Genomic DNA, 15,140 nt, shown 5'->3' with positions numbered 1-15,140 from the left:
ACGCCCCGTCCATCCTCAATACAGCTGCAGGCCCCGCAACTTCAACCGCGCCAGCCCCATCAACGCGTCCGTGAACGGCGTCGGCGCGCTCGTCATCTGCCCGAGCTCGCGCACCACGCCCACCAGCGCGTCCAGTTCCACGGGCCGCCCGGCCTCCACGTCCTGCAGCATGGACGTCTTGAAGGCCCCCAGCTTGCGCGTGACGGCATGCCGGTCTTCGGGCTGCTGCGCAATCGGGATGCCGATGCGCGCACCGATCTCCTTGGCCTCCAGCATCACGGCGGTGACGAAGCCGCGCACCAGCTCGTCGTCCATGATCCTGTCGGTCGTGGCGCCCGTGAGCGCGCTGATCGGGTTCACCGTCATGTTGCCCCACAGCTTGTACCAGCAGTCCTTCTGGATTTGCTCGGACACCTGGGTGTCGATGCCGGCGCGCTGCAGCAGCGCGGCCAGCGCCGCCACGCGCGCACTGGTGCCGCCTGCCGGCTCGCCCAGGATCAGGCTGTTGCCGAAATGGTGGCGCGCGTGGCCGGGCGCGTGCAGCGCGCAGCTCGCGTGCACGATGCAGCCCACCACATGCTGCGCGGGAATCGCCTGCGCGATGGTGCCGCCCGGGTCCACGGCCGCCAGGCTGCGGCCCGCGTAGTCGCCGCCGAAGCCCTGGAAGAACCACCACGGCACGCCGTTCATGGCTGTCAGCACGATGGTGTGCGGCCCCAGCAGCGGGCCGATGCGGCGCGCCACGTCGGCCATGGCCGGCGCCTTGATGGCCACCAGCACCAGGTCCTGCACGCCGAGTTCGGCCGGGTCGGCGCTGGCGCGCACGGATGCCTGGTGCGTCTGGCCGCCCTGGTCCAGCCGCAGGCCGTGGGTCTGCAACGCCTCCAAGGTGGCGCCGCGCCCAACCGCGCTCAGTTCGCAGCCGGCCAGCGCCAGCCGCGTGCCGATCCAGCCGCCGATGGCGCCCGCGCCGTAGACGCAGACGCGGCGGATGTCCGCCGTCATCCCTCGGCGGTGAAGCCCACGGACTTCACGATGGGCGCCCACTTGGCGGTGTCGCGCTTGACCAGGTCGGCCAGCTCGGTGGGCGAGGACGACTGCGCCTCCAGGCCGAAGCCGGCCAGGCCGTCCACCACGTCCTTGTGCGCCAGCGCGGTCCTGAGCGCCGCGTTCAGGCGCGTCACGATGTCGGCGGGCGTCTTGGCCGGCAGGAAGAAGGCGAACCACTCGCTGTGTGTGCCTTCCTTGATGCCTTGCTCTTCGTAGGTCGGCACGTCGGGCGCGAAGCGGCTGCGCTTGCTGCCCGACACGCCCAGGATGCGCACCTTGCCGGTGGCCAGGTGCTGCGTCAGGTCGCCGATGGGGCCGGACACGGCCGAGACGTTGCCGCCCAGCAGGTCCAGCATGGCCGGCTGCGTGCCGCGGTAGGCCGCGTGCTTCAAGTCCACGCCGCCGCTCTTGCCCAGCAGCGCGCCGATGAAGTGCGGCGTGGAGCCGGCGGCCGGCGAGCCGAAGTTCGCGCCCATGGGGTTGGCCTTGGCCCAGGCCAGGAACTCGGGCACGGTCTTCACGCTGGCGGGCACCGAGGGGCCCACGGCCAGGCCGAAGTCGAACACGCAGCCCAGCGACACGGGCGCCAGATCCACCTGCGGGTCGTACGCCAGCTTCTTGTAGATGTGCGGATAGATCGTGAGCATCGACGTGGGCGTCTGCAGCATGGTCGCGCCGTCGGGCGCGGCCGACTTCACGAACTGGATCGCGATCTGGCCGCCTGCGCCCGTGCGGTTCTCCACCACCGCGGTCTTGGCGTAGGCGGGTGCCAGCTGCGTGCCCACGCGGCGGCAGATGGTGTCGGACGTGCCGCCCGCGGCGAAGCCCGTGATGATGCGCAGCAGCTCGGGCTGGTTCTGCGCGATGGCGTGCTGGCCCAGCGTGGCCAGCAGGGCAGAGGCGCCGGCGGACTGGATGAGATGGCGGCGGTTGAGGCTCATGTCGGAACTCCTGTGGATATTCGGGCGCGTACACGTCATTCGTGTCGCGGCGCGCGCCATTCTTCCAGCCGACCTGCGCAGCCGCTACCCGTGTTTACCTTGCGTGCGCGCGCTCAATAGGTCTTGCTGGCGGGCGCGTCGGCCACCGCGTCCTTGAAGCGCGCGGCCAGCGCAGTGGTGTGGCGCACCAGCAGGTTGGTGTCCAGCCCCACCGCCAGGAACACGGCGCCCTGCGCGCGGTAGCTGCGCGACAGGCTCTCGTCGGGCGACAGGATGCCGGGTGCCTTGCCGGCCTTCAGGATGCGCGCGATGGCGTCCGAGATCGCCGCCTGCACCTCGGGGTGGCCCGGGTTGCCGACATGGCCCATGGAAGCCGACAGGTCGGCCGGGCCGATGAACACGCCGTCCACGCCCTCGGTCGCGGCGATCGCGTCCAGGTTGGCCAGCGCGGTCGTGGTCTCGGCCTGCACCAGCAGGCAGGCCTGGTCGTTGGCCTCGTGCGGGTAGCGCGCGATGTGGCCCCAGCGCGAGGCACGCGCCCCGCCCATGCCGCGCACGCCCTGCGGCGGGTAGCGCATGGACTGCACCAGCGTGGCGGCCTGCTCGGCCGTGTCCACCATGGGCACGAGCAGCGTCTGCGCGCCCAGGTCCAGCGTCTGCTTGATGGCGGCCTGGCCCACGTGGCCGTGGCCCATCGGGATGCGCACGATGGGGTGCACGGGGTAAGGCGCCACGGCCTGCAGCGCGCCCAGCACGCTGCGCAGGTCGTTGGGCGAATGCTCGCCGTCGATCAGCAGCCAGTCGAAGCCGGCGCAGGCGCAGATCTCGGCGGCCAGCGGGTCGGCCAGGTTCATCCACAACCCGATCTGGGTCTGGCGTGCGCGCAGGGCTTGCTTGAAGGGGTTGACCGGTGTGTGCATGGCGTGTCTCGTCTTGGTGGTGGAAAGGTTCAGGCGGGCTTGGCGAACAGCGGGTGCAGGTTGCTGTGCTTGGCGTCGAACACCTCGTGGCCCTCGTCGATCTGCAGCGTCACGCCCAGCAGCTGCGTCTCGAAGATCGGCGCGAAATGCCGGCGCACCGCGGCGATCAGGTCTTCGCCGGCCTGCTGCTGCACGGCGCTGCTGCGGCCCTTGGCCATGCGCAGGTTCAGGTAGACGAAGGCGTAGTCGTCCTGCCCGTCGGCCACCACATGGTGCGTGGCGGCGAAAGCCAGCACGCGCGTGCCGCCCGTGGGGAACAGCTGCCTGCCGGCCTCGTCGCGCTGCGCCAGCATGGCCTGCGACAGCTGGCGGCACAGCGCGCGCATGTCGGTCGCGGCTTCGAGGTTCGGGCTGTACAGCACGACGAGATGGGGCATGGGCAAGTCTTTCAAGGGGCGGCGGGCCGGCCGCCGGAAGGTGCGGGGCCCGCAGGCCCTCAACCGCGCGAGCAGTCGCGCGGGTCGTTGCGGGCGTTCGCGCCCGAGGACTGCAGGAAGGCATGCATGGCCTGCGCCCGGATCGCGTACTGGATGCGGGCCGACTGGCTCTGGTCCACGTTGATGAAGGTGTTCACGCCCACCAGCCGGCCGCAGGCGTCGACCAGCGGGCCGCCCGAGTTGCCCTTGGCGATGGAGGCCGTGTGCACGATCAGCGGCATGCCGCCGGCGCCGCTCTGCAGCGACTGCACGGCGCCCTGCGTCAGGCTCAGGTCGGGCGCGGCGGCGGCGTCGCCGGCCAGCAGGCGGCGAAAGCGCTGGTCGTTCTGCACCACCACGCTCGGAAAGCCCGCGGCCACCACGCCGGCCAGCTTGGTGATGTTCTCGGCCGTGTCCAGCGTGCCCGGGGCCGTGCCCTCTTCCATGCGCACGAGTGCGAAGTCCGGCGTGCCGATGTCCGAGCCCGTGGTCGTGCGCAGCACCGTGGCGCGGCGCACCGTCTTCAGGGCGCTGCTGGCCAGCAGCACGCTGGACTTGGCCTCCACCACGTGGCGGTTCGTGACCAGCAAATTGGGCGTGATGAAGAAGCCGGTGCCCATGCCCAGGTTGTTGCCGTCCGGCACCAGCACCAGCGCCGTGGCCTTCTCCAGGTGCTCGGCCAGCGCGCCGTCGCTGAGCGGGCGCATGCTGCCCGTGGCGGGCAGGGCGGAGGCCGGTGGGGCCGGTGCGCCGGCCGAGGCCGGCGCGGCCGGCGTGCCGGCGATGGGCTGGCGGATCTCGCCGGGCGGGCATTCCTGGGGGTCGACGGGCTTGATGGCCGCGAGCTCGGCGGTGAGCGTCTTGCCGCGCTCCAGCGCTGCGGCCAGCTCGGCCTGGCGTGCATCGACGGGGGGTGTGCGGCCCTGGAACCACCACCAGGCCGCGGCCAGCAGCAGCACCAGCGCGATTGCGGCGGCAAGCCAGCCCCACGGCCTGCGCGCGGGGGCAGGAGAGGCGCCTTGCGGAGACGGTTCAGCCATGGTTGCTGCGCGCTCGGTGTGGAGGGTGGCGGGCAGTGTACACAGGAGCAGCGCGTCCACGATACGGCGCAAAAGCAGGCCGCGGGCGGCCCTTGGCGCGTGGTCACTGCTGGTAAAGTCAGCGCGCGCTGCGTTGACGACCCAAGGCCATCTACAAGGCGACCGGCGCTGAAAGGGGGATGCGTTCGTGGTTCCATGCCAGACCTGCACCGGTCGCGATGCCCAGCTGCCAACGGCCCATGCGTTCGGCCCTGCCCCTGTGGACGCCATGCCATGAACAGCGCCGTCACCGGCGCCCAGCTCGCCCACGACAAGATCGACCGCTACCGCTCGCTGGGCGCGTTCGGCAAGCCCGTCTACCAGAGCCATGTGCAGCTGCGCGCCATGCTCAAGACCAAGCTCGGCGAGCGCGCGGCCAACTACTTCGCCAAACCCACCTTCGACCCCGACCTGGGCGAGCTGCGCTGGACGGCCGAGGTGACCGGCGCCGCGCGCGGCTGGCACGAGATGACACCCGAGGAGCAGGCCGAGCGCGCGCTCGACCTGGAAGTGATGCGCTCGCAGCTCATGGGCTATGCGCGCGAGCTGCGCGAGAAGGGTGGCGCGCAACCCGGCGGCGCCGCGTCGTTCGCCAGCCTGCTGGAGCAGGCCACGCGCGTGCCGGCGCAGGGCGACTTTTTGTACTTCGTCGGCGACCAGCCGGTGATCGTGTTCTGGGGTTTCGAAGACCACAGCGGCGCCAGCGTGGACCCGGCGGCCCAGGCACCCCGCTATGCCGCGCCGGCCGCAGCCACTGCGCTGCCGCCCGTGGCCGCGCCGCCCGATGCCGCGGCCGTGGAAAAGCGCAAGCGGCCCTGGTGGTGGTGGCTGCTGTGGCTGCTGCTGGCCCTGCTGCTGCTCGCGCTGCTGCTGTTGCTGCCGCGCGCCTGCACGCCCACCGGCATCGACCTGGGCCGCGTGCTGCCCGGGGCCAGCGCGCCCCAGGCCCCGGCCTCGGCGCCGGCCGACGCGGCCAGCGCGCCGCAGGGCTTGCCGTCCGCGCCGCTGCCGGGTGCCGCGCCTGGCGCCACAACGCCGGGCGGCGACGCCAGCCCGAACATGCAGCTGCCCACGCAGCCCGGCGCAGACCCGGCGCTGCCATCGGCGTCCGCGCCCGACGACACGCGCCTGCCCACGCTGCAGCCCGACGCCGCGCTGCCGCCGGCATCGTCTGCGTCCGTGCCGGGCCAGACGGCGCCCATCGAGCCGCCCGTGGCCGACCGCGCCACCGACCCCCCGGTACCCGAGCGCAGCAAGGAGCCGCGCGCCACCGACCCGCTGCCCCCGCCCAACCAGGGCGCGATGCAGATGCCCGAGAAGGCCGACAAGGCGCGCCCCATGGCCTTCCTCGAAGGCGACTGGAAGGCCGGCGACGGCCTGGTCGACAAGACCACCAAGCAGCCGCTGGACCTGTCCTTCAAGTTCAGCAAGGACGGCCAGGGCGAGGTGCTGCTGCGCCGGCCCGACGGCACGACCTGCCGCGGCGCCGTCCAGGGCCGCATGGACGGCGGCAAGCTCGGCATCCAGGGCAACCAGTCCATCCCGTGCAGCAACGGCAGCGCCTACGGCGCGCCCAAGATCGAATGCGCCAAGGAGCGCGGCGGGCAGACCCAGTGCTACGGCGTCAACGCCGACGGCAGTCGCTACTCCATGGGTATGCAGCGCCAGTCGCGTTGACCCTTTCCATCACATGACCTCCACCCGATTCCACGCCCCATGGCCCTGAACGAACTGATGCGCTTTCCCGAGGTGGTGCCGCTGATCCCGGGCACCGGCGTGCAATTCCTCGACTTCGGCTTCTCGATCGACAAGCACACGCCGGCGCCCAAGGAATGGGGCTACTTCGACCCGCGCACCACGCTGAACAACGACAAGGTGCCGCCCTGCGTGCGCCGCGGCGACGAGGAGCCGCGCGGCGTGGAGTCGTACGCCGTCGACGTGAAGGCCATCGAGCAGATGTTCGACCGTGTCTGGATGCCGCTGCCGCTGCTGCGCCGCGAGGCCCAGGGCTTCTACCGCGGCCCGACCAACTGGGCGCGCGCCTACCTGGCCAAGCTGCCCGAGCCCGATGCCGACGGCCACCAGTACCGCCTGGTCATCGCGGCCGACACCACGCTGCTCGAATTCGTCGAGAGCGAGGCCTACCTCGCGCCGTCACCCGGCGACACGCGCAACGGCCGCAAGTTCGCGCTGCCCGGCCCGCAGGAGCCCGTGGACTGGTTCTTCGCCGAGCCCTGGGTCAAGGACTGGTGCCTGGAGACCTTCAAGGAAATGCTGGAGCGCGAAGAGCGCCGCCGCCGCCAGTTCTCGTTCCGCCCGCTCACCGAGGAGCAGGTGCACGAGCAGATGCAGGGCTCCAACGAGCACGTGGCGCGCTACCGCGCCTTCATCGATCTGCTGTTCAGCCTGGACATCCTGCCCGCGTTCCAGCTCGTGGACCGCGTGACCGAGCCGCGTTCGCCGTCCATCGACGTGGACCTGGTGCTGGACCTGGGCAACTCGCGCAGCTGTGGCCTCCTCATCGAGGCCGACTCCGAGCACCTGGGCACCGACATCACCAAAGCCGTGAAGCTGCAACTGCGCGACCTGAGCCGCGCCGAGCAGGTCTATGCCGACCCCTTCCCCAGCCGCTTCGAGTTCGCGCGCGCGCAGTTCGGGCGCGACCACCTGTCCATCCGCAGCGGCCGGTCCGAGGCCTTCGGCTGGCCCACCGTGGTGCGCGTGGGCGTGGAGGCCGCACGGCTCGCGGCGCGGCGCTCGGGCACCGAGGGTTCGTCGGGCCTGTCCAGCCCCAAGCGCTATCTGTGGGACGACGACCCACGGCGCGACTCGTGGCGCTTCAACGTGGGCGGCGACGAGTTCGGCCATTCCGACTACGCCACCGGCGTGATGTTCACCACGCTGGTCAACGACAGCGGCGAGGCGCTGCACCGCATCAGCCCCGACGTGCTGCAGCATGAGCCCGACCGCGGCTTCCCGGCCATCCGCGCGCTGTACTCGCGGCGCAACCTCACGTCCTTCGCGCTGGCCGAGATCTTCGTGCAGGCCATCGCCATGATGAACGCGCCCATGCACCGGCTGCGCCGCCCGGCCAACGCCAACCTGCCGCGCCGCCTGCGACGCATCATCATGACCATGCCCACGGCCATGCCGGTGGCCGAGCGCGAGATCCTGAAAAAGCAGGCCGAGGCCGCCTGCGACCTGGCCAACCTGTCGCTGGGCCTGGCCCGCGTCGAGCACGACGACGACGGCCACCCGCAGCTGCTGCACGACGTGCAGGGCCAGGGCGGCAAGGGCGGGCCCGAGGTCATCCTGCAGTGGGACGAGGCCACGGCCACGCAGGCCGTCTACCTGTACACGCAGATCGCGCTGAACCACTCGGGCGACGCGCGCAGCTTCTTCCAGAGCGTGCGCCATCCCGAGAACCAGCACGACCCGGTGGCGCGCGAGCGCTTTCGCCTGGCCACCATCGACATCGGCGGGGGCACGACAGACCTGGTCGTCACGTCCATCGGCGCGGACGGCACGGGCGCCAACGTCACGCTCACGCCCGAGCAGGAATTCCGCGAAGGCTTCAACCTGGCCGGCGACGACGCGCTGCTGCGCGTGGTGCGCGAGCACGTGATCGACCCGATCCGCCGCCGGCTGCGCGAGATCGGCATGGGCGAGCGCGCCGACTACGCGCTGAACCAGCTGCTGGGCGCCGACCGCGGCGGCATCACCGCCGTGGAGCTGGTGCGCCGCCAGCAATTCGCCGCGCAGATCGCCTCGCCCATCGCGCTGGGCCTGCTGCAGGACTACGAGGCCTACGACCCGCTGCTGCCCGCGGCCACCACGGTGCGCCCGTTCGCCGAGTTCTTCACGCCCGACAGCATGCCCTCGGCCGACCTCTTGGCCTACTTCAACGGCGAGTTGGCCAAGCAGGGCGCGCGCGACTTCAAGCTGCAGGACATGGGCTTCGAAGTGGCGCCCGCCGACATCGACCGCACCGTGCGCAGCGTGTTCCAGGAGATGCTGCAGGCACTCGGCGAGATCGTCGCGCGCTACCGCTGCGATCTTCTGCTGCTGTCGGGCCGCACCTCGCGGCTGCCGGCCGTGCGCGCGCTCATCGAGGAGAGTGCCGCGCTGCCCGCGCACCGCGTGCTGCCGCTGCACCTGTTCCGCGTCGGCCAGTGGTACCCGTTCCGCGACTTCCGCGCCACCGTGGGCGACCCCAAGACCACGGCCGCCGTGGGCGCGATGATCTGCCTGCTGGGCAATGGCCAACTGCAGAACTTCAACTTCCGCTCCAACGAGCTGCGCCCGCGCTCCACGGCGCGCTACTTCGGCAAGCTCGACCAGTCCAACCGATTGCACAAGGCCGACGAGTTCTACGACGACCTGGACCTGGACAACCTGGACTACGAGCTGCCCGAAAAGCCGTTCGAGTTCCGCGGCCCCATGCCGCTGGGCTTTCGCCAACTGCCGGTGGACCGCTGGCCCGCCTCGCGCCTGTACGCCATCGAATACCGCACGCCGGCCGATGCCGACAGCCTGAACCCGCTCACGCCGCTCAAGGTGACGCTGGAGCGCGCCGGCAAGAAGACCACCGACAAGCGCACGGGCGAGGTCTACATGGACAACCCGAACCTGCGCATCAAGCGCGTCGAAGACCGTGAAGGCCGCCCCGTCGCCAAGGACCGCATGCGCCTGCGCCTGCAGACCTTGAGCCAGCAGCAGGGCTACTGGCTCGATACCGGCATTTTGTTGGGCAGTTGAGATGACCATCGATCCCATTCAGCAATCCCTGCTCGAAGGCGCCCAGTCGCTGGCGCGCGCCAGCGGCCAGGCCCGCACCTGGGTGCGCCGGCTGGCCACCAGCGCCACCTCGGTCGGCAACGAAGAGCACTCGCTCATCGAGGCCACGCGGCGCTCGGAGAACCTGGCGCGCAAGCTGGCCTCGTCATCCGGCCGGCGCAACAGCGCCGGCGTGTTCGGCCCCAGCCAGGCCGGCAAGTCCTACCTGGTCTCGGTACTGGGCAAGGCCAAGGGCCAGCCGCTGGTCGTGGACTTCGCGGGCACGCCCAAGAACTTCATCCAGGAGATCAACCCCGAGGGCGGCAAGGAGGCCACGGGCCTGGTCACGCGCTTCACCATCGTCAAGGGCACGACGGACGCGGCTTTCCCGGTGGAGCTGCGGCTGCTGACCGAGACCGACCTGGTCAAGATCATGGGCAACAGCTTTTTGTCCGACTTCGACCAGCACAACCGCAAGCTGGGCCTGCCGGCCGAGGACGAGATCCGCAGCGTGCTGGCGCGGCTGGAAGACGCGGCACGCCAGGCGGCGCCGCACCTCGACGAGATCGTGATGTTCGACATCGGCGAGTACTTCAAGGCCAACTACTCGACCTCCATCGGCCCGCTGGCCCGCGCCGGCTACTGGGACGCGCTGACCCGCTTCGGCCACCGGCTGGCCACACCGCAACGCATCGAGCTCTACAGCCTGCTGTGGGGCGGCAGCAAGGGCGCGGACATCACGGGCATCTTCACGCTGATGCTGTCCGCACTCGACAAGCTGGGCCATGCGGCCGACGCGCGTGCCACGCTGGAGTGCCTGATCCCGCGCGCGCGCAGCATCATCGACGTGGACATCCTGAAGGACCACCTGGGCACGCCCGAGGACCAGAAGGACCTGCTCAAGGTCGTGCCCATCGACGCCAAGGGCCAGGACGGCGCGGCCGTGGACGTGCCGCGCGCCACGCTGTGCGCGCTGGTGGCCGAGCTGCGCATCGTGATCGCGCAGCGGCCCTGGGACTTCTTCGAGCACACCGACCTGCTGGACTTCCCCGGCGCGCGCTCGCGCGAGCAGATGTTCGACCTGCCGGCCGAGCCCGACAAGCGCGCCGAGAGCGTGCGCAACATGGTGCGCCGGGGCAAGGTGTCCTACCTGTTCCAGCGCTACACCGAAGAGCGCGAGCTGACCTGCATGCTGCTGTGCATGCCGCCCAGCAACGCCGAGGTCAAGGACCTGAGCTCCCTGGTGCGCCACTGGGTCACGCAGACCCAGGGCGAGACGCCGCAGGCGCGCAGCCGGCTTGCCTGCGCGCTGTTCTTCGTGCTGACCAAGTTCGACATCGAGCTCATGCCCAAACCCGGCGACACGCCCGAGTCGCTGCGCAACCGCATCGACACGCGGCTGGACGCGTCCATGTACCAGCTCTACAAGCAGGAGGAGTGGCTGCAGGACTGGAGCGGCAAGCCCTTCGACAACACCTACTTCCTGCGCAACCCCGAGTTCCCGCTGGACGGCGTGTTCGAGTACGCCGGCGAAGGCAACGAGCGGCGCGAGACCGGCATCGCCGCGCAGGCCGTGTCGCGCTTGGCCGCCAACCGCGCCGGCATGCTGGAGGGCGAGAAGGCGCAGCGCCATTTCCGCGACCCGGCGCAGTCCTGGGACGCAGCCATGAGCTTCAACGACGGCGGCGTGCAGCACCTGGTCGCGCAGCTCGAACGCGTGCTGTCGCCCCGGCTCAAGACCGCGCAGCTGGTGGGCCGGCTGACCGAGCAGGCCCAGCAGCTCGACGGGCGGCTGCGCCGCTTCTACCAGGCCGACGACGACTCCTCGCGCAAGGAGAAGGAGGCCACGCTGCTCAACCTGCGCCGGCGCCTGTTCAAGCTGTGCAGCGAGCGCAACTTCCGCAACTTCACGCAGCTGCAAGGCCGCATGCAGCTGGCCGAGGCCGACGTGCGTGGCGCCTTCCTGAACGTCGCCTCGCTCAAGATCGAGCCCGCGCCCGCCGCGGCCGAGCTGCCCGCCAGCGGCGAGCCCGACCCGTGGGACGACGACCCCTGGGCCGATGCCGGCGGCGCCGTGGCCGACAAGCCCGCCGCCGCGCCCGCGCCGCGCCGCGACCGTGACCGCTTCGACCTGTTCGCCGCCCAGGTGCTGAACCTGTGGACCGAGCGCGTGCGCGGCCTGTCCAGCGACGCGACCACGCTGGCCGCGATGGGGCTGGACGCGCAACTGGTCGGCGACATCGGCAACGAGCTCGTGATTGGCGCGCACCGCTACCAGCTCATCGAGCGCATCGCCGAGCGCGTGCGCAGCCAGGTCGCCGCCGCCAACGTGCGCTGGGACGAGGTGGCCGACCGCAGCGCCGGCATCGCCGCCATGCTGGTCAACGATTACGTGGCCCACCTGGGCTTCGGCGACCTGGCGAGCGACGCGCGCCCCGGCACGCCCGAGCCCCCCAAGCCGCGCACGCGCGCCGTGTTCACCGCGCCCGCGCTGCCCGCGCGCGGCCAGATCCCGGCGCTGGCCGAGCAGCGCACGGCCATGGAGCGCGACTACTTCCTGGACTGGGGCGTGGCGCTGCGCCAGCTCGGCCTGGACAACGTCAGCTTCTCCGGCGGCCGCGAGATCGACGAGGCCGACAACCGCGCGCTGGGCGAGATCCTGGTCGCCATGGCGCCGTCCTTGCAAGTACGCGCCGAATAAGATCGAACTCGACCCTGCAGACCCACACCGACCCATGCCCACCCGCCTGATCCAGACCGAGCAACATGCCACCGGCTCCGCGGCCTTCCAGGTCACCGGGCCTGCGGCCCAGCAGGTGCTGGCGCCCGAGGAGCTGGAGATCGCGATCGTCCAGCCCGGCCCGACCGAGCGCTACCTGGACCCGCGCAACCCCGACGACCCGTGGACCACCTCGGTCTACCGCTTCCGTCCGCTCAACCCGGGCCGCGAGGGCAACACGCTGTCGCTGGAGATCGACTACGGCGTGACCTACCACCTGCGCGCCAACCAGCCCTACAAGCTGCGCATCCGCCAGTTCGAGGGCATGGAGTTCGACGAGATCTTCACCGGCCCGGCCGCCATGCGCAGAGGCGCCAAGGTGCCCGTGGGCTGGACGCCGCCGCCCGACCCGCGCGGGCCGGTGTCGCTGCCGCCGCCCGCGCCGCCCGCGGCGCCCGTGCCGGCGCCGCCCCCGCCTGCACCCCCGCCGCCCCCGCCTGCGCCGCCGGTCGTGGAACCCGTGCCCGCGCCGGCGCCGGTGCCCATTCCGCCTCCGCCCCCGCCCCCGGCGCCGCCGCCCGTGCAACCGCCCACCGGTGGCGGCAGCAAGACCAGGATCGTCGTGCCGCTGCTCGCGCTGCTGCTGGTGCTCGGCGCCGGTGGCTGGTACTGGTCGCAGCGCCAGCCGGAGAAGACCGATACCGCCGCCGCCCCGGCGAAAGCGGAAGAGGTCACGCTGGCCAGCATCCGTGCCGAGCTGGCCGCCAACCCCGAGCCCGCCGCCGCGCGCGCGCGTGCCGACGCGCTGGCCAAGGAAGGCAAGCTGCTGGACGGCCAGTTCCTGCTGTACCGCTATGCCGGCGAGAAGGGCGACCGCGAGGCCGCGCGCATCGTTGGCGGCTACTACGACCCCGACACCTGGACCAAGGAAACCAGCCCGCTGCCCGCGCCCAACCCGCAGGAGGCCGCGCGCTGGCTCAAGCAGGCCGCCGAAGCCGGCGACGCCGAGGCCCAGTACCGCTACGCCATGCTGCTCAAGCAGGGCCGCACCGAGGAGACCGACGGCCCCGAGCAGGCCGTGGCCTGGCTGCGCAAGGCCGCCGAGCAGGGGCATGAAGCCGCGAAGAAGGCTGTCGCGCCCTGACCCCGCGCGGCGCCCGCCCAGGCGCCGCTTCTCTCTTTCGACGAGGTTCGAGATGTCATCCGATTCCGCCTTCCCCCTGACCGCCGTGACCCTCGCCCGCCGCCACCTGCTGGCCCTGACAGCCGGCGGCGCCATGCTGCCGATGTCCGTGTGGGCGCAGGCCAGGCGCCCGCTGCTGATCGACGGCAAGACCACCTTGTTCCAGCGCGTGCTGACGCGCCCCGGCGCCGCGCTGGCACCCAGCCCCGGCGGCGCGGCCGGCAAGCCGCTGGAGCCGTTCAGCGCGTTCTTCGTCTACGAGCGCCAGGAGCAGGGTGGCAAGGGCTGGCTGCTGGTGGGCGGTGGCAGCGACGGCAAGACCGCCGGCTACCTGCCCGAAGCCGACACCGTGCCCTGGCGCCACACCATCACGCTGGCCTTCGCCACGCCCGGCAACCGCGAGCGCGTGCTGTTCTTCCGCGAGCGCGACGGCCTGACTAAGTTCATCAACGCCGACAACGCCGCGGCCGAGTCGCAGCGCCTGGCCAAGGAGATCGCGGCCAAGGGCACGCTGGGCCCCACGCACGCCGTGATCGCGGCCGAGCCCGAGAAGTACGTCGACCTCAAGAGCCAGTTCTACCTGCTGCCGGTGCTGGAAGCCTCCACCGTGCTGCTGAACTCGGGCAACAAGACGCGCGTCGTCAAGGTGGCCTCGGTCACGCGCGACGTACCGGCCGCGGCCGGTGCGCCCGCCACGCCGGCGTCGGGCCCCGACGCCGGCATCGCCAACTTCAACTCTGCCGTGGTCTTCGTGATCGACGCCACCTCGTCGATGCAGCCCTACATCGACCGCGCCTCCAAGGCGCTGGAAGAAGTGCTGCGCCAGGCCGAGGACGCCAAGGTGCTCAACCGCATCCGCTTCGGCCTGGTCGCGTTCCAGGACGACCCGGCCAAGACCAAGGGCGTGGACTACCTCTCCAAGATCTTCGTCGACCCCTCGCAGAACGCGAGCCGCGCGCAGTTCATGGCCGCCATGGGCACGCTCAAGGCCACCAAGTCGTCCACCCGTGCCTACGCCGAGGACGCCTATGCCGCCATCGACGAGTCGCTGCGCAAGATCAACTGGCAGAACTATGGCGGCCGCTACATCGTGTTCATCAGCGACGCCAGCGCGCGCGAAGGCGGCTCGCCGCTGGCCGCCACCAAGCTGTCCACCGACCAGGTGCGGCTGCAGGCGCAGGAGCGCAACGTCGCCATCTACGCGCTGCACCTGAAGACCAAGGAAGGCGAGAAAGACCACGCCGTGGCCGAGGCGCAATACAAGCGCCTGTCGGCCTGGCACGGCCGCGCGCCGCTGTACTTCCCGGTCGAGGCCGGCGACGCGTCGCGCTTCGAGGGCGACGTGCGCAACATGGCCAAGGCGCTGGTCGAGCAGGTCAAGTCGCCCGAGAAGGCGCTGGCCGCGCCCGCCAAGGGCAAGGGCGACGCCGTGCAGGACAGCGTGGACGCCGTGGGCCGCGCCATGGTGCTGGCCTACCTGGGCCGCCAGCAGGGCGTGAAGTCGCCGCCCATGTTCGAGGCCTGGGCCAGCGACCGCGACGTGCGCAACCGCGAGCTGCCCGCCTTCACCGTGCGCGTGCTGCTGACCAAGAACCAGCTGTCCGACCTGCAGGCCACGCTGCGCTCGGTGCTGGCCGCCGGCGAGAAGGGCCAGCTCGACCCGGGCAGCTTCTTCGACCAGCTGCGCAGCGCCGCCGTGGCCATGGGCCGCGACCCGAGCAAGCTGGGCCAGGGCAAGGCCAAGTCGCTGGAGCAGTCCGGCCTCATGGGCGAGTACCTGGACGGCCTGCCCTACCAGAGCCCGCTGATGTCCATGGACCTGCGCACCTGGACCGACATGGGCGTGGGCCGCTCGCAGGAGCTGCTGGACGGCGTGCGCTCCAAGATCGCGCTGTACCAGCGCTTCCACGACGACGTGGACCGTTGGGTCAAGCTCAACCCGGCCGCCGCCGATGGCGACCGCGTCTATCCCGTGCCCATCGACTCGCTGCCCTGA

General features: G+C 71.3%; 10 protein-coding genes. 5 read left to right on the top strand and 5 right to left on the bottom strand.

All coding sequences use genetic code 11. The features are described from left to right. Positions 1-15: 15 nt before the first annotated feature. The 5 genes from ASF43_RS28840 to ASF43_RS28820 form a co-directional block, all read right to left on the bottom strand. On the bottom strand, positions 16-1,005 hold the full coding sequence (locus ASF43_RS28840; protein ID WP_056189536.1) for a 2-dehydropantoate 2-reductase: 990 nt from the start codon (positions 1,003-1,005) through the stop codon (positions 16-18). After that, on the bottom strand, positions 1,002-1,991 hold the full coding sequence (locus ASF43_RS28835) for a Bug family tripartite tricarboxylate transporter substrate binding protein (RefSeq protein WP_056189534.1): 990 nt from the start codon (positions 1,989-1,991) through the stop codon (positions 1,002-1,004). Before ASF43_RS28835 ends, ASF43_RS28840 begins: the two co-directional genes overlap by 4 nt. 113 nt (positions 1,992-2,104) lie before the next feature. Then, a complete protein-coding gene (locus ASF43_RS28830) occupies positions 2,105-2,911 on the bottom strand; it encodes an aldolase/citrate lyase family protein (protein ID WP_056189531.1) in 807 nt (268 codons plus the stop codon). A 29-nt stretch (positions 2,912-2,940) separates the two neighbouring features. Further along, positions 2,941-3,348, bottom strand: a complete 408-nt coding sequence (locus ASF43_RS28825) for a 5-carboxymethyl-2-hydroxymuconate Delta-isomerase (RefSeq protein ID WP_056189528.1) — start codon at positions 3,346-3,348, stop codon at positions 2,941-2,943. Between the two features lie 59 nt (positions 3,349-3,407). Then, complete coding sequence (locus ASF43_RS28820) at positions 3,408-4,427, bottom strand: serine protease (RefSeq protein ID WP_162241867.1); 1,020 nt, start codon at positions 4,425-4,427, stop codon at positions 3,408-3,410. Between the two features lie 273 nt (positions 4,428-4,700). On the opposite strand from ASF43_RS28820, the gene ASF43_RS28815 reads away from it, so the two are divergent. Genes ASF43_RS28815 through ASF43_RS28795 form a run of 5 tightly spaced genes read left to right on the top strand, consistent with a single transcriptional unit; the run spans position 4,701 to position 15,140 of the window. Beyond that, positions 4,701-6,143 carry an SrfA family protein gene (locus ASF43_RS28815; RefSeq protein WP_056189522.1) on the top strand — a complete coding sequence of 481 codons (1,443 nt, stop codon included), beginning with the start codon at positions 4,701-4,703 and terminating at the stop codon, positions 6,141-6,143. Between the two features lie 39 nt (positions 6,144-6,182). Next, positions 6,183-9,224, top strand: coding sequence for a virulence factor SrfB (locus ASF43_RS28810; protein WP_056189519.1), 3,042 nt, complete (start codon positions 6,183-6,185; stop codon positions 9,222-9,224). Position 9,225: 1 nt separating this feature from the next. Continuing rightward, complete coding sequence (locus ASF43_RS28805; protein WP_056189517.1) at positions 9,226-11,943, top strand: virulence factor SrfC family protein; 2,718 nt, start codon at positions 9,226-9,228, stop codon at positions 11,941-11,943. A gap of 34 nt (positions 11,944-11,977) precedes the next feature. Next, positions 11,978-13,105: a tetratricopeptide repeat protein gene (locus ASF43_RS30225; RefSeq protein ID WP_082498234.1), complete on the top strand. Its 1,128-nt coding sequence runs from the start codon at positions 11,978-11,980 to the stop codon at positions 13,103-13,105. Between the two features lie 52 nt (positions 13,106-13,157). Beyond that, positions 13,158-15,140 carry a vWA domain-containing protein gene (locus ASF43_RS28795; protein WP_056189514.1) on the top strand — a complete coding sequence of 661 codons (1,983 nt, stop codon included), beginning with the start codon at positions 13,158-13,160 and terminating at the stop codon, positions 15,138-15,140.

It is taken from the genome of Pseudorhodoferax sp. Leaf267 (genome assembly GCF_001422405.1).
GTDB lineage: Bacteria > Pseudomonadota > Gammaproteobacteria > Burkholderiales > Burkholderiaceae_C > Pseudorhodoferax.
Note: the sequence above shows the minus strand (reverse complement) of the source record. Positions and strands in the feature narration are given on the sequence as shown.